The organism is Pseudomonas sp. KBS0710 (assembly GCF_005938045.2).
Lineage (GTDB): Bacteria > Pseudomonadota > Gammaproteobacteria > Pseudomonadales > Pseudomonadaceae > Aquipseudomonas.
In genome coordinates, this window is the sequence record NZ_VCCF02000001.1 from 4215659 (window position 1) to 4232132 (window position 16474).

Here is a 16474-nt window from a genome sequence, read left to right on the forward strand (position 1 = left end):
GGCAGAAAAAGGAAGGTCGTCAGGCAGGCTTGAGCCAGCTCTCGGCCAGCGCGCCCCAATAGGCGGCGCCAGTCAGCAGGATGTCGTCGTTAAAGTCATAGGCGGGGTTGTGCACCATCGGCCGCGACACGCCGTTGCCGATAAACAGGTAACTGCCGGGGCAACGTTGCAGCATCCAGGCAAAGTCTTCACTGCCCATCAAGGTGCGCGTGTTGCCATCTACCGCGTCGGCGCCGAGCAAGGCGATGCCGACCTGGCGAGCAAACTCGGTTTCTTCGGCGTGGTTGACCAGCACCGGGTAGGCCGGGCGGTGTTCGACTTGCACCGTGCAGCCGAAGCTGGCGGCCTGGGTGTGGATGATCGCGTTGACCCGTTCGAGCATCTGCTCACGCACCTTGGGATTCAGTGCGCGCAGGCTCAGACGCAACAGCGCTTGCTGAGGAATCACGTTGGCGGCCTGCCCCGCTTGCAGCGCACCGACCGTCACCACGGCGGCTTCCTGGGTGTCGATATTACGCGCCACCACCGTCTGCAAGGCCATGACCATACTCGCCGCCGCCACCAGCGGATCCACCGTCAGATGCGGCATGGAACCATGGCCGCCGACGCCTTCCAGCGTCACCGTAAGTAAGTCTTGCGAGGCCATCATCGGCCCGACGCGCAAGCCCAAATGCCCCGCCGGCAAGCCCGGCATATTGTGCATGCCGAACAGACCGTCACACGGGAAGCGCTCCAGTAAACCATCCGCCAACATCGCCTCGGCGCCGCCCTGGCCTTCTTCGGCGGGTTGGAAAATCAGATTCAAGGTGCCGTCGAATTGCCGCGTCGCCGCCAAGTAACGCGCGGCGCCGAGCAGCATGGTGGTGTGGCCGTCATGGCCGCAGGCGTGCATGCAGCCGGCGTGCTGGCTGGTGTAGGCCGCGCCGGTGTTTTCGATGATGGGCAAGGCGTCCATGTCGGCGCGAATCCCCAGCGTGCGCGAGCTGCTGCCATTGCGCAGCACACCGACCACACCGGTTTTGCCGATGCCGGTGTGCACCTCATAACCCCAATCCTTCAAGGACTGCGCAACGAGCGCGCTGGTGCGGTTCTCTTCAAAACCGAGTTCCGGGTGGGCGTGGATATCGTGGCGCACAGCGTGCAAGTCGCTGGCGACATCGCTGAGCCAATCCAGAATGTGCTGGTGTGGGCGCATGGTGATTCTCCTCACAGGCGGGTGGTCCCGTTCTTGTTGGCGACACATCGACAGCTAAGCGCGATGTGGGCGTGAGGACAATCAAAGGTGGTTCCACTGGGTGGAACCTGAGGCCGACACCTGATAACCCTGTGGCGAGCAAGCTTGCTTGCGCTGGGGTGTGAAGCGCGCCCAAAAAGCTGATAACTGCTGCGCAGTCAAACGGGACGGTACGGCGATCCGACAAGCGCCCTCGCTACACAACGCAGATTGCGGACAGCTATTGGCCACCGGTTGCGACGGCGCGTACATAGGGTTAACCTCGCCTCCGTCGCTGCTCATCAGTGACCGGGCCTGGAAACCCGATGCTTAAGGACGCTACAGCGTCGTCATACAATCAGCAGGCGCTTTTTTTATGCCTGCAGTTTGTGCTTTTTGGCGGCTGTACGTGGGAGACCTTCGGGTCTGCCGGGTTCCTTTTGCCTCGGTTTCCAGCCCGCGTACAGTTGCCACCCTTCGCCTGGAAACGTTAGTGGCAGCTCTTTTTGTTCATGCAAAAGGAATTAGTTATGACTAACGCAACGTCAGCCGAAACCATCGGCGCCGCCACCTTCGCAGACTGCGGAGAAAACAAAAGCCACCTGAAACTGTTCCGCGTCAACGCAGGGGTTCCGCTCGTAGAAGCCTTGGAACATGCATCCCACGTGCTCTATTACGCAAAAATGCTCTCCCTTGAAGCCGCCATGGACCCCAAGGCGGAGAAGTTTGCATTCGCCTCGCATTACCTGGGTGAAATGGGTAAAGCCATCATCGATGACCTGCTGCTGGCTATGCAGCCAAGCAGTACTGCCTAGCATTAAGTATTACGCGCCCAGTGCATAGCATCGGGCGCGCATTTAACTGCGTATAAGCGTCAATTGAGCTTGGCGCGCTCCTCTGATCGAAGGAAAAACTTGAAACTTAATCGAAGCCCCTTCAAAAGCCAATAGGCCGCAAGTGCAACCAACACCGGTAAAAGCTCACTCAACGTTCACTCACTAGCGTTCTCGGGCAACAATATTTAATCGTCATCAGGCGCAAACTGATCAACAAATTTCTCTATAGCCGCATCAGCCGGCTTAACTCCACCCGTTACAGTTTGCGCAAACCCCAGAGTTGCACTAACAAAGCCGATTGATTGACGCATGCTAGTCCTAACCGCCTCATAGAGAATATACTGTTCTTCAGGTCTTTTTGAAAAGTAAGTCCCTATATCTCGAGTAAAGTCTTTCTCCTGGACTGCGAACGTTGCACCCGGACCGTTGCGAACCTCTAACCCTCGCATATCACCTCTTATATTGTGAGAACTCTCTTTGCCACTAGTCCATGAGCCAAGGGTGATTTCGTCTGCGTCAAAATTAGTTCTTATCAGCTCCCCCTGTATCATCTTATCGCCTTCCCACCAGGCAATATAAGTACCAATAGGGACATTCCTCAGCATTACCTTTCTAATTAACCTTGTTTCTTCTTCAAACTCCAAACTCATTGCATCCGACCCAACAACTTCAAGATCAATAATATCTTCAGCTCGCAAGCTAATCTCTTCATCCTCAAACTTAACGTACTCCCCTTCCTCATCAATAACACCAAGCTCTCTGGCTATATCAACATATGGTACACGTGCATATATTTTTAAAGTACAGGTACTTTTGGAAGTATCGACCATTATTACCCGGCATTTTACTCCACTAAAAGACACATTTGAAACAATACAAAAAACCTTGGCATTCAGATTTTTAATTCTGAAAGAATATTAACTCTATGACTAGTATCGAGCATCCTGAACGTCGCACTCATGACAAAGCTCCTCAACCATCAACCTACGAAATAGCAGACTTATTCTGCCCCATCAATAATATGTCGACTTAACGAGCCAGCAACCTGTCAACATTGACAGTTTTTTATAATTTTTTTGAACACCCTCAATTCCACTTCAACTCAACCCGCACTCAGAACACGTCTTCTGACGTACAAGCAAACCTCACCCAACTCCAAAGTGATGTTAACTTGGCAACGCAATAAAATTTATCTTCCACCTTTCGCCATTCACATACATCCGATCGATTCTCTCCGCTTCCCTAATAAATCCCCAACGCTTCGGCACACCCCCTCCGAATAAGTGAAGTGACGCACTATCAAGTTGCCTTGCCGCGCGGGATGACGCAGTGATGAGACACGGCATAAGGCAAACCTCACGGCAACAACCGACACCCCTGCCGCTCACCCATCCACCGAGCCGTATGCGTGCGCCCTAAGCTGCTTGCTGTGACTTCAAAGCGCTCCAACTTGCCCGCTGAATGCACTGGGGCGCAAAACGTACAAAAAAAAAGGCTGGTGGCCACTACGCAACCGAACGGAAGCGAGCGCCCTCGCTACACAACGCAGATTGCGGACAGCTATTGGCCACCGGTTGCGACGGCGCATGCATAGGGTTAACCTCGCCTCCGTCGCTGCTCATCAGTGACCGGGCGTGGAATCCCGAGAAAAGAAGCTCTTTTTGGTTGTATCAAAGGAGCAAGCATATGCCGTACGAAATACCCTCAGCCGAAACCCTCGGCGCCGCGACCTTCGCAGACTGCGGAGAAAACAAAAGCCACCTGAAACTCTTCCGCGTCAACGCCGGGGTTCCGCTCGTAGAAGCCCTCGAACACGCATCCCACGTGCTCTATTACGCAAAAATGCTCTCCCTTGAAGCCGCAATGGACCCCAAGGCGGAGAAGTTTGCATTCGCCTCGCATTACCTGGGGGAAATGGGTAAGGCCATCATCGATGATCTGCTGCTGGCCTTGCAGCCTGGCAGCCCAACCCCGCAGTAAGTCGTTCGCGCCCGGTGCAGTGCATCGGGCGCCTGCCTGGACTTACTCATTTCCCATGATCAGCTCCCACAGAAAATCTTTGGTGTGTCAGGGATTGAGGCGGCAGCCTTGACGGTCACCCAACCACCGCGCCGTATGCGTGCGCCCCAAGCCGCTTGCCGTGACTTCACTGCGTTCCGGCGAGTCAGTGAATGCGCTGGTCGGCACGTACTGCTTCACGTACCCCAGGCAATACTCCGCCGGGTTGTTCTCCACATACCGGCACGAGCAATATTCCTTGGCCGTATACGCCGCGATGATGTCGGGGAAGGCTTGCAGGTTGACACGCTCATGCCACACCCAGCCCAGCAGGGCGAGCAACAGCAGCAAAAATACACTGATAAACGGATGACGGCGGATCATGGTTGCACCGCCGCCAGCACGCGTTTGAGCAGTTCGTTGTGGCGGTAAGTGCCGTCACGGTCGTCGCCGTAGCGCACGATCACCAGGTGTTCGTCGGGCAGCACGAACAGCGCCTGGCCCCAGTGGCCGAGGGCGGCGAAGGTGTCGGCGGGCGCATCGGGCCAGGGTCTTGGGGCGCCTTGAACCTCGAGGTTGAGCCACCATTGCCCGCCGGGGACGGCTTCGTCCTGGCCGGCCTTGTATTTGTCGAACGGCTGGCGGTTGAAGGCGACCCATTCTTCAGGCAGCAATTGCTGTTCTCCCCAACGCCCATCGCGCGCCATCAGCAGGCCGACTCGCGCTAAATCGCGGGCGGTGAGGTAGGCGTAGGAGGAGGCGACAAAGGTTTCGTCGGCATCGGTTTCCCACGTGGCGTTGTGAATGCCCAGCGGCTTGAACAGCGCGTCCCACGGGTAGCTCATGTATGCCTTATGGCCGAGCATGCCTTTAAGGGCGGCGGACAGGATATTGCTGTCGCCACTGGAATAACGAAAGGCCTGGCCCGGTGCGGCGGCGGCCTCGGTGGCTGCGGCGAACTCGGCCATGTCGCTGCGGCCACGAGTGTAGAGCATCGCCACCACAGAGGATTTGAGTGGGGCGTATTCGTAGTCTTCCTGCCAGTCCAGGCCCGAGGCCCAGTGCAGCAGGTCGGCCATGCTCACTTTGGGGTGCTGCTTCATCGGCGGATAAAAACGCGCGGCCGGGTCAGTGAGTTTGAAGCGGTTTTCGCCGTAGGCCACGCCGAGCACGGTGGCCATCAGGCTTTTGCTCACCGACCAGGTCAGGTGTGGCGTGCTGGCGGTGGTGGGCGCGCCGTAGCGTTCATAGATGATCACGCCATCGCGGATCACCAGCAGCGCGTCGGTGCGGATACCTTTGCGGGTGGCGTCGTCACGAGGTGGGAAAGCGTAGGCATTCAGTGCATCGACCGCCGCGCCTTCGAGGGGCGCGCCCTTGGCCCATTCCTTGTCCGGCCAGGTGTCGGCGTGGGCGGCAGCAGTGACTAACAGCAGGGCAACGCACAACAGGCCTCGGACCATGGACGCAAACTCAAGGGGGCTTTCAAGCCCGCGAGCCTAGCCCAGGCGCATGACAGATTTGCGACAGGAAAGCCTGTCATCCAAGCGTCACCATAACTTCATGGAGCTGACACCGAGCCTACATAGCCTGAGTTTGGACAAACAAGTCGACCGGCCGGTACGTGGCCGGCACTCGGAGATTCGCCATGACTCAGATCGCCCGCATCAGCGACACCGGCAATGAACGCCGTCTGCAAGCCGAACGCCTGGTTGGCGCCAAGGCTTTGCAGGAAGCCCAGGCCCTGCGTTTCAACGTGTTCAGCGGCGAGTTCAACGCCAAGCTGAAAGGCGCGGAACAGGGTCTGGACATGGATGACTATGATGTTCACTGCAGCCACATCGGCGTGCGGGATTTGAACAGCGGTCGACTGGTGGCCACCACCCGTTTGCTCGACCACCAGGCCGCCAGCACCTTGGGCCGGTTCTACAGCGAAGAAGAATTCAGCCTGCACGGCTTGCTGCACTTGAAGGGCCCGATCCTGGAGATCGGCCGCACCTGCGTCGACCCGGCCTATCGCAACGGCGGCACCATCGCGGTGTTGTGGGGCGAGTTGGCCGAAGTGCTCAACCAGGGCGGCTACAGCTACCTGATGGGTTGCGCGAGCATCCCGATGCACGACGGTGGCATCCAGGCCCACGCGATCATGCAGCGCCTGCGCGAACGCTACCTGTGCAACGAACACCTGCGCGCCGAACCAAAAAAACCATTGCCGGCGCTGGACCTGCCGTCCAACGTCATCGCGGAAATGCCGCCGTTGCTCAAGGCCTATATGCGCCTGGGCGCGAAGATCTGCGGCGAGCCGTGCTGGGATGAAGACTTCCAGGTGGCCGACGTGTTCATCCTGCTCAAGCGCGATGAGTTGTGCCCGCGTTACGCCCGCCACTTCAAGGCGGCCATGTGATGAGCCGCCTGCGCATATACGGGCGCATTGCCCGGGTGCTGCTGGTGGTGGCGCTGGGGTTGAGCATGGCCAGTGTGTTTGGCGTGTTCGAACGCATGGGCGTCGCTAACTCGATGGTGCGGCGCCAGCGTTGGTCGCGTTTTTTTATGGCGCGGCTGACCAACGCCCTGCCCTTTCGCGTGACGGTACACGGTGAGCTGCCGACGCAGCCGATGCTGTGGGTGAGCAATCACGTGTCCTGGACCGACATTCCGCTGCTCGGCGCGGTGGCGCCGATGTCGTTTTTGTCCAAGGCCGAAGTGCGCACCTGGCCGGTGGCTGGCTGGTTGGCGGCCAAGGCTGGCAGCCTGTTTATCCGCCGTGGCTCAGGCGACAGCCAGTTGATCCGCAAGCAGATGACTCGGCATTTGGAGCAACAGCACCCGCTGCTGATGTTCCCCGAAGGCACCACCACCGACGGGCGCAGCCTGCGTACTTTCCACGGGCGCTTGCTGGCCAGTGCGATTGATGCGGATGTGTCGCTGCAACCGGTGGCGATTCGTTATTTGCGTGATGGGCAGGTGGATGCGTTGGCGCCGTTTATTGGCGATGACGATTTGCTCTCGCACCTGATGCGTCTGTTTAGTAATGACCAGGGTGATGTGGAGATTCATGTGCTCCAGCCGATTGCCTGTGCCGGGCAGGAACGTGCGGCGCTGGCGTATCAGGCGCAGCAGGCGGTGCAGAAGGCGTTGTTTGGGCCGGTGCCGGAGGTTGAGCAAGTGGCGGCTCGGCCGGCGTTTGCTGCCTGAGATGAACTGAACACCGGTTCAAATGTGGGAGCTGGCTTGCCTGCGATAGCAGTCTGTCAGTTGAAAGAGATGTGGCTGACCCACCGCTATCGCAGGCAAGCCAGCTCCCACATTTAGAGCTCTGTCATCAGTTGGGCTTGTGCAAACTGCTGTAGCTCTGGATAAAACAAGCGAAAATCTTCACTCAACGGCTCATACAACTCCCGCAACTCCTGCATCGCATGCCCCAGCTCCTGTGGCTGGGTGAGCCGCCGCGAAATCCCGCGCAACACCTGCTCCATCACCGCAAACTCACGGTACGAGCCCAGCCAATCATCCGCCGCCATATACGGTGCAATCTGCGCCAGCCGCCCCGGCAACTGCGGCTCGGCCGCCAGCACGCGGTACACCTGCGCGGTGAAGCGCTCCAGCGGCTGGTCGGCGTACAGCGCCCAGTCCCGCGCCAGGCAATGGTCGAAAAACACATCGAGGACAATCCCGGCGTAGCGCTTGCGGGTCAGGCTGAAGCGTGACAACGCTTCATTCACCAACGGGTGGCTGTCGGTAAAGCGGTCAATGGAGCGATGCAACTGAATCGCCGACTCGATTTGCGGGCTGTACTGGCCTTGCAGGCGGCCTTTTACAAAGTCGCCATACAGGCTGCCGAGCAATTGAGCAGGAAGTTGGCCGCCCAGGTGCAGATGTGCGAGATAATTCATGCCGCGCAGTCTACCACTGCCGATCACGTATCGTTATAACCCGATATACCGAAATAGACTGACCTCAGATCAAAATCATATTGGTATATCGGGATAGACCGATTTAAAGTTCGCCTCATCGCGATATAACGCTGTACGAAACCGAGCAACCGCCATGTCCATCGACCTCGACGAAATAATAAAAGCCCTGGCACACCCAGTACGACGAGACATCCTCACCTGGCTGAAAGACCCGAAGGTGCAGTTCCCCGAGCAGGTGCACAACCACGAATACGGCATCTGTGCCGGGCAGATCGACCAGCGCTGCGGCCTGTCGCAGTCGACCGTGTCGGCGCACTTGGCCACCTTGCAACGCGCCGGGTTGATCAGCAGCCAGAAGGCCGGGCAGTGGCACTTTTTCAAACGCAACGAGGAAACCATCCAGGCCTTCCTCGCGGCGCTCATCACCGAACTCAGCGCTGACGAAAACGCAGCGCTGTAACAAGGAAACGCAAATGCCCCTCTCGCTACTCATACTGGCCCTCAGCGCCTTCGCCATCGGCACCACCGAGTTCGTCATCATGGGCTTGCTGCCCGATGTGGCGGCGGACTTGGGCGTGTCGATCCCCGGCGCCGGCTGGCTGGTCACCGGCTACGCCCTGGGCGTGGCCATCGGCGCGCCGTTCATGGCACTGGCCACCGCCAAGCTGCCACGCAAGGCCGCGCTGGTAGCGTTGATGGGCATCTTTATTATCGGCAACCTGCTCTGCGCCCTGGCCAGTGACTACAACGTGCTGATGTTTGCCCGCGTGGTCACCGCGCTTTGCCACGGTGCATTCTTCGGGATCGGTTCGGTGGTGGCGGCCAACCTGGTACCGGCCAACAAACGCGCTTCGGCCGTGGCGTTGATGTTCACCGGTTTGACCCTGGCCAACGTGCTCGGCGTGCCGCTGGGCACCGCGCTGGGCCAGGCCACTGGCTGGCGCTCGACGTTCTTTGCCGTCACGGTGATCGGCGTGATCGCGCTGATCGGCCTGATCCGCTTTCTTCCCGCCAAGCGTGACGAAGAAAAACTCGACATGCGCGCCGAACTCAAAGCCCTCAAAGGCGCGGGTATCTGGTTGTCACTGAGCATGACTGCATTGTTCTCCGCGTCCATGTTCACCCTCTTTACTTACGTCGCACCGCTGCTCGGCGATGTCACCGGCGTGTCGCCCAAAGGCGTGACCTGGACCCTGCTGCTGATCGGCCTGGGCCTTACCGTGGGTAACATCATCGGCGGCAAGCTGGCGGATAAACGCCTGGCCGCCACCCTGATCGGCGTGTTCATCAGCATGGCGGTGGTTTCCACGGTGCTGACCTGGACCAGCGTCGCGGTGATCCCGACGGAAATCACCCTGTTCCTGTGGGCCACCGCCTCGTTCGCCGCCGTACCGGCGCTGCAGATCAACGTGGTGACCTTTGGCAAGGCCGCACCGAACCTGGTGTCCACCCTGAACATCGGCGCCTTCAACATCGGCAACGCGCTCGGCGCCTGGGTCGGCGGCAGCGTGATTGCCCACGGTTTCGGCTTGACCAGCGTGCCTTTGGCAGCGGCGGCCCTGGCGATCCTGGCCCTGCTGGTCACCCTGATTACTTTCCGTCAGAGCGGCGATGCCGACCTGGCGCCTGCGACCAACTGATCAATCCACTTAAAGAGAAGGGTGTTTTCCCATGACGACTATTTTCGATCCGATCACACTGGGCGACCTGCAATTGTCCAACCGCATCATCATGGCGCCGCTGACCCGCTGCCGCGCCGATGAAGGCCGCGTACCCAATGCGCTGATGGCCGAGTACTACGTGCAACGCGCTTCCGCCGGGCTGATCCTCAGCGAAGCCACCTCCGTGACGCCGCTGGGCGTGGGTTACCCGGACACACCGGGCATCTGGTCCAACGACCAGGTACGCGGCTGGGCCAATGTCACCAAGGCTATTCACGGCGCGGGCGGCAAGATCTTCCTGCAACTGTGGCACGTGGGCCGTATCTCCCATGAGTCGTACCTGAACGGCGAAACCCCGGTGGCACCCAGCGCCATTCAGCCTAAAGGCCACGTCAGCCTGGTTCGCCCGCTGGCCGACTACCCGACGCCTCGCGCCCTGGAAACCGCTGAAATCGCCGATATCGTTGACGCTTACCGCGTAGGTGCCGAAAACGCCAAGGCCGCAGGCTTTGACGGCGTGGAAATTCACGGTGCCAACGGTTACCTGCTCGACCAGTTCCTGCAAAGCAGCACCAACCAGCGCACCGACAACTACGGTGGTTCCCTGGAAAACCGTGCCCGCCTGCTGCTGGAAGTGACCGACGCCGCCATCGAAGTCTGGGGCGCCGGCCGTGTGGGTGTGCACCTGGCACCGCGCGCCGACTCCCATGACATGGGCGACGATAACCTGGCAGAAACCTTCACCTACGTCGCCAGCGAGCTGGGCAAGCGTGGCATCGCCTTTATCTGCTCCCGCGAAAAAGAAGCCGGCGACAGCCTCGGCCCACAACTGAAGAAAGCCTTCGGTGGCCCGTACATCGCCAACGAACGCTTCACCAAAGACAGCGCCAACGCCTGGCTGGCTGCCGGCAAGGCAGACGCGGTGGCTTTCGGCGTACCGTTCATTGCCAACCCGGACCTGCCGGCACGCCTGAAGGCCGATGCGCCGTTGAACGAAGCGCACCCGGAAACCTTCTACGCTAAAGGCCCGGTGGGTTACATCGACTACCCGACGCTGGCGATCTGATCTGACTCGCTGACTGAAAGGGCCAAGGCTTAATCGCTTCGGCCCTTTCAATAGCCTTCCACTACACGGTTGCACCCCCCTTCCCCGCCTCAAAAGCCCGCCGCAAGCGACATTCTCCACGTCTCTGTATAGCCAGCCCACACGGGTTGCGCGCATTTCTATCCGCACGTTCAAACATCCTCCCGACACACACACGGAGATCTCTTATCTACACCTCGCGCCCGATTACGCAGGCTTACATCTGTCTGTTATCGAGTTAAGGATGGTCGAGGATGTTGATTAGAAAGAAGCGCCACTGCGCCAAGCCAGCGAAGGTTCCTTCGCCAGTATCGCCTTTGGGTTTGGCCCTGTTGGGATGCCTGTCACTGGCGTCGTTCAAGGCTCAGGCGTATGTGGAACAAGGGCGTCTGCATGACGCTGCCAGTTGGCGCAGCGAAGAGTTCAAGCTTGACTGGGGGTTGGCTGCAGTCGGGGCGGACTATGCCTATGCACGGGGGTTGAGTGGCAAAGGCATGCGTGTCGGCCTCTTCGATTCCGGGGTTAATTTGAATCACCACGAGTTCGCCGGCAAGACGCCTCAAAGCATTCACGTCAGCGCCCCTGGGTGTAGCGGCGAGACCGTGCTGAGCGCGGACGCAGGGTGTTTTTTCAGCGAGGGTGACAAACCGCAGATCAACTACCAACACCTCTCGGCGCAAGACCTGCAAAGCCTTGCTGAACTGCTCGCCGACAGAGAGATCGAGCCTGAAGTAAAAGCGATACTTCAGGAGATACTCGACGATCAAGGACCTCACTATTCTCCTCACGGCACTCATATCGCGGGCACGCTCCTGGCAAACCGCGATGGCTTGGGCATGCACGGGATAGCCTACGGTGCAGACCTGAGCACGATGAGGCGTGCCAGCCATACCTTCAGCCCTTCTGAAGAAGAGAGCGACACGCTCTCGATCAGCCCCCCCGCTGCGGCGTTTGCGGGCGTCTACGCACAAATGCACGGGCAGAACGTACGCGTCATCAACCACAGTTGGGGCGTCGACCTTGAATTGATCCCGCTTGAACAGTTTGATAAGGCCATCGCGGACTATTACTTGACCGATGCACTGGGCCAGGGCACACGTGATTTCGGTCTGCTGCAAGTCTGGGCGGCCGGGAATACCGACACCGAGCTCCGCTCACCGCAAGAGGCACCGATTGCGGCAATAGATGCCTCGCTGCCTCGCTTGAAGCCGGAGCTTGAGCCCTACTGGCTGAGCGTAGTCAATCTGAACCAGGATTTGCGCCTGAGCAATCGCTCCTATCGGTGCGGGCTGAGCCAGAACTGGTGCCTCGCCGCTCCGGGCATGGACATCACCGCCCCCATTGTCGGTGGCGAAATCGACGCTGATTTGAACGTTGACAATGAGGGTAAGGTGATCGGCTTTCGTGTCACCGCCGAACGGCCAACCTTTGGCTACGACACCTTTTCCGGCACCTCCATGGCCGCCCCGCACGTCACCGGCGGCCTGGCTCTGTTGATGGAACGCTTCCCCTATCTGGACAACCCACAGATCCGCGATGTACTGCTGACCACCGCCACCGACCTGGGTGCGCCCGGTGTGGATGACGTTTACGGCTGGGGCCTGATGAACCTGCAAAAAGCCATCGACGGGCCTGGCCAGTTGCGGGTCGATACCACTCTCAACATGGACCGCTACGCAGGCGGTGCAAAAGTCTGGCAGGGCGATGCCTGGGACGATTGGCGCAACGACATCAGCGGCCCGGGGCGCCTGGGCAAGGCTGGCGCGGGCTGGCTGCGTCTGAGCGGTGAAAACAGCTTCGCCGGGGCTACGCTCACCCAAGGCATTCTGGAGCTGGACGGCCTCAATCGCTTGAGCGGTGACGTCAAGGTAGAGGGCGGCACGTTTGTCCTCAACGGCACCTTGCAAAACACCGACCTCAACGTCAACGGCGGAATTGCCCGGATCAACGGCAGCCAAGTCGGTGCCAGCACCTTTGTCGGCGAAAAAGGCACACTAACCGGCGCTGGCGTACTGGCCGCCACTCGGGTTGAAGGCACGCTCATGCCGGGCAGCCAGCGCCAGGCCTTGACCATTAATGGCGACTATCACCACAGCGCTGGTGCGACCCTGGCCGCCCTCGCCCAGGCCAGGCCTGAACAATGGGCGCTGCGGGTTACAGGGGCCGCCCAACTCGACGGCGGTACCTTGCGCATTGCGCGCCAGGAAGGCGCTTTCACCTTGGGCCAGCGCTACAACATCTTGCACGCCAGCAACGGATTGAACGGTGGGTTCAGCGCCATTGACCACAGCGCGCATTCGCCCTTCCTGAACCTCAAACAGCTGCGTGACGCCAACGCCTTGTACGTCAATGTGGAACGCGGACGTTCCCTGGCATCCGCCGCCAACACGCCTAACCAGCGTGCCGTCGCCGAGGCGGTTGACCGCGAGACGATGTCCGGGGCCTTACCGCAGCGCCTGACTGCACTGTTCCCTGAGCAAGCGCCGCCAGCCCTGGATCAACTCAGCGGCGAACTGCACGCCAGCAGCCAGGCGGTACTGATCGACAATAGCCGTGTGCTGCGTGACGCGGCCTTGGGCCGGGCACGCAGCACATCTACCCTTGGCAGCCGAGACTCCGCACAGCCACGTTTGAGCGCCTGGGTACAACTGCCTCATCAACCCGGAGCGTCAGGCGGCGACGGCAACACGGCGCGCACCACGCACATCACGACCGGCCTGTTGACCGGCGTTGATCATGAATTCGAGCAAGGCACGCGGATGGGCGTGGTGCTGGGCAGTGGGCGCACCGACGTCAACGCCGGTGCAAGCGGCAAAGCCAGCATTGACACCTATCAGGTTGGCGTGCACCTGGGGCATAGCTGGGAGGCATTGGGACTGTATGGCGGAGCGGCTTACGGCCAGCATGCGATCCAGACCAGTCGCAGGGTCAACTTCCCCGGTCTCGATGAGCGCCTGTCGGCTGACTACAGTGCCCGCACCCTGCAAGTGTTCAGCGAGGCCAATTATCGCTTGGACCAGGGCGCATGGGTTTGGCAACCCTATGTGCAACTGGCCCAAGTGCGCCAGCGCAGCGACGGTTTCAAGGAGCGCGGTGGCGTTAGCGCACTGAAAGGCAAACGCGCAAAAGAGACAGTCAACCTGACCACCAGTGGCATGCGTTTCAATGTTGACCTGGGCAAAGCGCTTATAGGCCCATCCTGGCTAAGCCTGCGCGGTGACGTGGCTTACACCTTGGCCAGCGGCGACCTGCAACCTGGCACCGAGGCTGCCTGGGGCGGTGGTTCACCGATGCACGTGAGCGGGGCGCCGATCAATCGCCGTTCCGTACAACTGGAACTGGGCGCCACGGCCAACTTGACCCGCGACAGCTCGCTGGACCTTGGCTTACGCCAGCAACGGGGCGAACGCTTTCGTAATCACACCATCACGGCGCAGTATTCATTCCGGTTTTAAACATCAACACCGTGCGATAGACGCTGCAGAATAGCAACATGCTGAAACGAGAAAGCCCCGATTCACAGGAACCGGGGCTTTTTCATGGGTACTGGGAAACACTCCTTCACAGCCTTGCAACAATATCGCTACAAAATACTTAGGCGGCTACCTATCAACCGCCCGCCAGCCCGTATATAAAGTCACCCCACAAATCCTGCGAAGGGACGATTGACTGTCTCTGGACTTTACTGTTGACACAACTGGATGCAATTACGCATTTTGTCTTAATTGCGTAGGCTAGGGCTCAAGCGCAGCATGTCCAGCCCGACATCTACCCAGCGTTCAGCGTCCTGGTGCAGTTGGAAGCTGTCGGGGACCAATAACCACTGGCCAATCAAGCCGTGGATGTAGGCATGAATGCACACCGCGCCCCGCGTGGTGTCGAGGTTTTCCGGAAGTTGCCCGCGATGGACCGCGTTGCGCAGTGTCAGGCCGATGCGCAGGTTGCATTCAAGGCTGTGGGTCTGGCGTTGGCGCCGCATGTCGCACATTTCATCGGTGAACTCGCACTTATGAAACAGGATTTCGTTGATGCGCCGGGTTTTCGGGTCCAGGGCCACTTGATGATAAAGACGGATCAACAGCTTGCGCATACAGCCCAGCGGGTCGACTTCATCCTCGCTTTCACTGGCCCGGGCCAATTCGTCCAGGGGTTCGTGCAGCGTGTCGAGCAGTGCCTGGAGCAAATCGGACTTGTTACTGAAATGCCAATAGATCGCCCCGCGCGTCACACCGGCCAGTGCGGCGATGTCCGCCAGTGTGGTGCGCGCCACACCGCGTTGATAAAAGGCTTGCTCGGCGGCGTCGAGAATCTGGCTGCGCGTTTCCTGAGCTTCCTCTTTGGTGCGACGAACCATGGCAGTAAAACCTCAATCAGAACACTGTGGATGGTGCTTGAGCATCATCTGAATAATTGTGGGACGACGTCGTCTTGGGCGCCGAACGTACTAAAATCGAGGCTTTGGCGGATGCTTTGTCAACATTCCACAAAGCCTGTCAAGAGTTTACAAACAACCGTGAACGTAAGTATATTGCGTAGCAAGCTACTTATCCACTCATGGCTTGCTTTTTACCCTTCCACACTTCTTGTGCGCATTTTGCGCGCCTGACCCGAGGATCTTCATGCAACTTAAGCCAGCTGTTACCGCTCTGGTCACTGCCGTCGCCCTGGCATCGCTGCTCAGCGGATGTAAAAAGGAAGAAGCGGCTCCGCCCGCTCAAACCCCTCAGGTCGGCGTGGTCACTATTCAACCGCAAGCCTTTACCCTGACATCCGAGCTGCCAGGCCGCACCACCGCCTACCGCATCGCGGAAGTTCGTCCCCAGGTGAACGGCATTATTCTCAAGCGCCTGTTCAAGGAAGGCGGCGACGTGAAGGAAGGGCAACAGCTCTACCAGATCGACCCGTCGGTGTATGACGCCACCCTCAAAAGCGCACAAGCGAAACTGACCCAGACCAAGTCCATCACCGACCGCTACAAGCAACTTGTCGATGAGCAGGCCGTCAGCCGTCAGGAATACGACACCGCCGTGGCCAACCGCATGACGTCTGAAGCCGACGTGCAAACCGCCCAGATCAACGTGCGCTACACCAAAGTGTTCGCGCCGATCTCCGGGCGTATTGGTCGTTCTTCGGTCACCGAAGGCGCGCTGGTCAGCAATGGCCAGGCCGACGCCATGGCCGTGATCCAGCAACTGGACCCAATCTACGTCGACGTTACCCAGTCTTCGGCAGAAATGCTGAAACTGCGCCGTGACCTGGAAAGCGGCCAGCTGGAAAAGGCCGGCGACAACGCCGCCAAGGTCAAGCTGACCCTGGAAGACGGCAGCGCCTACGCCCAGGACGGCAAGCTGGAGTTCTCCGAAGTGTCGGTGGACCAGACCACGGGCTCCGTGACCCTGCGCGCCGTATTCCCGAACCCTGACCACACCCTGCTGCCGGGCATGTTCGTACACGCCCAGCTGCAGGCCGGTGTGAACAGCAAGGCCATCCTGGCACCTCAGCAAGGCGTGACCCGTGACCTCAAGGGCATTCCGACGGCGCTGATCGTGAACAAGGACAACAAGGTCGAGCAGCGTCAACTGGTTGCCAACCGCACCGCCGGCGCCTACTGGCTGGTGGAAAAAGGTCTGGACGCCGGTGACCGCGTGATCACCGAAGGCCTGCAGTTCATCAAGCCGGGCATCGAAGTCAAGGTTAAAGACGCTGACAACGCCAAACCCGCCGGCACTGCCGCAGCGCCTGCTGCCGATGCTGGTAAAGGGGAGTAA

At 59.5% G+C, this 16474-nt stretch carries 15 protein-coding genes and 1 pseudogene; 9 read left to right on the forward strand and 7 right to left on the reverse strand.

Annotated elements, in window-relative coordinates; all coding sequences use genetic code 11:
* Nucleotides 1-19 precede the first annotated feature (19 nt).
* Complete coding sequence (locus FFI16_RS19320; RefSeq protein WP_138816369.1) at nt 20-1195, reverse strand: M20 aminoacylase family protein; 1176 nt, start codon at nt 1193-1195, stop codon at nt 20-22.
* A 548-nt stretch (nt 1196-1743) separates the two neighbouring features.
* Between FFI16_RS19320 and FFI16_RS19325 the strand changes: the two genes are divergently transcribed.
* Nucleotides 1744-2028, forward strand: coding sequence for a DUF3077 domain-containing protein (locus FFI16_RS19325; protein WP_138816370.1), 285 nt, complete (start codon nt 1744-1746; stop codon nt 2026-2028).
* A 206-nt stretch (nt 2029-2234) separates the two neighbouring features.
* Here the strand turns inward: FFI16_RS19325 and FFI16_RS19330 are convergent, their stop codons facing one another.
* Nucleotides 2235-2879, reverse strand: a complete 645-nt coding sequence (locus tag FFI16_RS19330; protein ID WP_138816371.1) for a hypothetical protein — start codon at nt 2877-2879, stop codon at nt 2235-2237.
* Between the two features lie 526 nt (nt 2880-3405).
* Nucleotides 3406-3495: pseudogene (locus FFI16_RS30735) on the reverse strand (amidase); the annotation flags it as partial.
* 240 nt (nt 3496-3735) lie between these two features.
* On the opposite strand from FFI16_RS30735, the gene FFI16_RS19340 reads away from it, so the two are divergent.
* Complete coding sequence (locus tag FFI16_RS19340; protein ID WP_138816372.1) at nt 3736-4029, forward strand: DUF3077 domain-containing protein; 294 nt, start codon at nt 3736-3738, stop codon at nt 4027-4029.
* Between the two features lie 87 nt (nt 4030-4116).
* Here the strand turns inward: FFI16_RS19340 and FFI16_RS19345 are convergent, their stop codons facing one another.
* Nucleotides 4117-4431: a hypothetical protein gene (locus tag FFI16_RS19345; protein WP_056857440.1), complete on the reverse strand. Its 315-nt coding sequence runs from the start codon at nt 4429-4431 to the stop codon at nt 4117-4119.
* Nucleotides 4428-5510, reverse strand: a complete 1083-nt coding sequence (locus FFI16_RS19350) for a serine hydrolase (RefSeq protein ID WP_138816373.1) — start codon at nt 5508-5510, stop codon at nt 4428-4430. Before FFI16_RS19350 ends, FFI16_RS19345 begins: the two co-directional genes overlap by 4 nt.
* A gap of 185 nt (nt 5511-5695) precedes the next feature.
* Between FFI16_RS19350 and olsB the strand changes: the two genes are divergently transcribed.
* Nucleotides 5696-6451, forward strand: coding sequence for an L-ornithine N(alpha)-acyltransferase (olsB, locus tag FFI16_RS19355; protein ID WP_056857442.1), 756 nt, complete (start codon nt 5696-5698; stop codon nt 6449-6451).
* The gene (locus FFI16_RS19360; RefSeq protein ID WP_138816374.1) at nt 6451-7242 is read left to right on the forward strand and encodes a lysophospholipid acyltransferase family protein; all 792 of its coding nucleotides are present in this window, start codon (nt 6451-6453) and stop codon (nt 7240-7242) included. Before olsB ends, FFI16_RS19360 begins: the two co-directional genes overlap by 1 nt.
* 113 nt (nt 7243-7355) lie before the next feature.
* Here the strand turns inward: FFI16_RS19360 and FFI16_RS19365 are convergent, their stop codons facing one another.
* On the reverse strand, nt 7356-7940 hold the full coding sequence (locus FFI16_RS19365; RefSeq protein ID WP_138816375.1) for an ACP phosphodiesterase: 585 nt from the start codon (nt 7938-7940) through the stop codon (nt 7356-7358).
* Nucleotides 7941-8094: 154 nt separating this feature from the next.
* On the opposite strand from FFI16_RS19365, the gene FFI16_RS19370 reads away from it, so the two are divergent.
* The 4 genes from FFI16_RS19370 (at nt 8095) to FFI16_RS19385 (ending at nt 14161) form a co-directional block, all read left to right on the forward strand.
* Entirely contained in the window at nt 8095-8421 is a 327-nt protein-coding gene (locus FFI16_RS19370) for a helix-turn-helix transcriptional regulator (RefSeq protein ID WP_099485801.1), read from the forward strand.
* Between the two features lie 13 nt (nt 8422-8434).
* Nucleotides 8435-9601 (forward strand): MFS transporter, encoded by a 1167-nt coding sequence (locus FFI16_RS19375; RefSeq protein WP_138816376.1) that lies wholly within the window; start codon nt 8435-8437, stop codon nt 9599-9601.
* Between the two features lie 31 nt (nt 9602-9632).
* Nucleotides 9633-10688 carry an alkene reductase gene (locus tag FFI16_RS19380; RefSeq protein ID WP_138816377.1) on the forward strand — a complete coding sequence of 352 codons (1056 nt, stop codon included), beginning with the start codon at nt 9633-9635 and terminating at the stop codon, nt 10686-10688.
* Nucleotides 10689-10960: 272 nt separating this feature from the next.
* On the forward strand, nt 10961-14161 hold the full coding sequence (locus tag FFI16_RS19385; RefSeq protein WP_138816378.1) for an autotransporter domain-containing protein: 3201 nt from the start codon (nt 10961-10963) through the stop codon (nt 14159-14161).
* 266 nt (nt 14162-14427) lie between these two features.
* Here the strand turns inward: FFI16_RS19385 and FFI16_RS19390 are convergent, their stop codons facing one another.
* Complete coding sequence (locus FFI16_RS19390) at nt 14428-15060, reverse strand: TetR family transcriptional regulator (RefSeq protein ID WP_138816379.1); 633 nt, start codon at nt 15058-15060, stop codon at nt 14428-14430.
* A 265-nt stretch (nt 15061-15325) separates the two neighbouring features.
* Here FFI16_RS19390 and FFI16_RS19395 point away from each other — a divergent pair, with 265 nt between their 5' ends.
* Nucleotides 15326-16474 (forward strand): efflux RND transporter periplasmic adaptor subunit, encoded by a 1149-nt coding sequence (locus FFI16_RS19395; RefSeq protein WP_138816380.1) that lies wholly within the window; start codon nt 15326-15328, stop codon nt 16472-16474.

Bases quoted from the DNA above. Each gene is read 5' to 3' on its own strand.
- FFI16_RS19320 (WP_138816369.1), bottom strand. From the start codon at position 1,195: ATGCGCCCACACCAGCACATTCTGGATTGGCTCAGCGATGTCGCCAGC.
- FFI16_RS19325 (WP_138816370.1), top strand. From the start codon at position 1,744: ATGACTAACGCAACGTCAGCCGAAACCATCGGCGCCGCCACCTTCGCA.
- FFI16_RS19330 (WP_138816371.1), bottom strand. From the start codon at position 2,879: ATGGTCGATACTTCCAAAAGTACCTGTACTTTAAAAATATATGCACGT.
- FFI16_RS19340 (WP_138816372.1), top strand. From the start codon at position 3,736: ATGCCGTACGAAATACCCTCAGCCGAAACCCTCGGCGCCGCGACCTTC.
- FFI16_RS19345 (WP_056857440.1), bottom strand. From the start codon at position 4,431: ATGATCCGCCGTCATCCGTTTATCAGTGTATTTTTGCTGCTGTTGCTC.
- FFI16_RS19350 (WP_138816373.1), bottom strand. From the start codon at position 5,510: ATGGTCCGAGGCCTGTTGTGCGTTGCCCTGCTGTTAGTCACTGCTGCC.
- olsB (WP_056857442.1), top strand. From the start codon at position 5,696: ATGACTCAGATCGCCCGCATCAGCGACACCGGCAATGAACGCCGTCTG.
- FFI16_RS19360 (WP_138816374.1), top strand. From the start codon at position 6,451: ATGAGCCGCCTGCGCATATACGGGCGCATTGCCCGGGTGCTGCTGGTG.
- FFI16_RS19365 (WP_138816375.1), bottom strand. From the start codon at position 7,940: ATGAATTATCTCGCACATCTGCACCTGGGCGGCCAACTTCCTGCTCAA.
- FFI16_RS19370 (WP_099485801.1), top strand. From the start codon at position 8,095: ATGTCCATCGACCTCGACGAAATAATAAAAGCCCTGGCACACCCAGTA.
- FFI16_RS19375 (WP_138816376.1), top strand. From the start codon at position 8,435: ATGCCCCTCTCGCTACTCATACTGGCCCTCAGCGCCTTCGCCATCGGC.
- FFI16_RS19380 (WP_138816377.1), top strand. From the start codon at position 9,633: ATGACGACTATTTTCGATCCGATCACACTGGGCGACCTGCAATTGTCC.
- FFI16_RS19385 (WP_138816378.1), top strand. From the start codon at position 10,961: ATGTTGATTAGAAAGAAGCGCCACTGCGCCAAGCCAGCGAAGGTTCCT.
- FFI16_RS19390 (WP_138816379.1), bottom strand. From the start codon at position 15,060: ATGGTTCGTCGCACCAAAGAGGAAGCTCAGGAAACGCGCAGCCAGATT.
- FFI16_RS19395 (WP_138816380.1), top strand. From the start codon at position 15,326: ATGCAACTTAAGCCAGCTGTTACCGCTCTGGTCACTGCCGTCGCCCTG.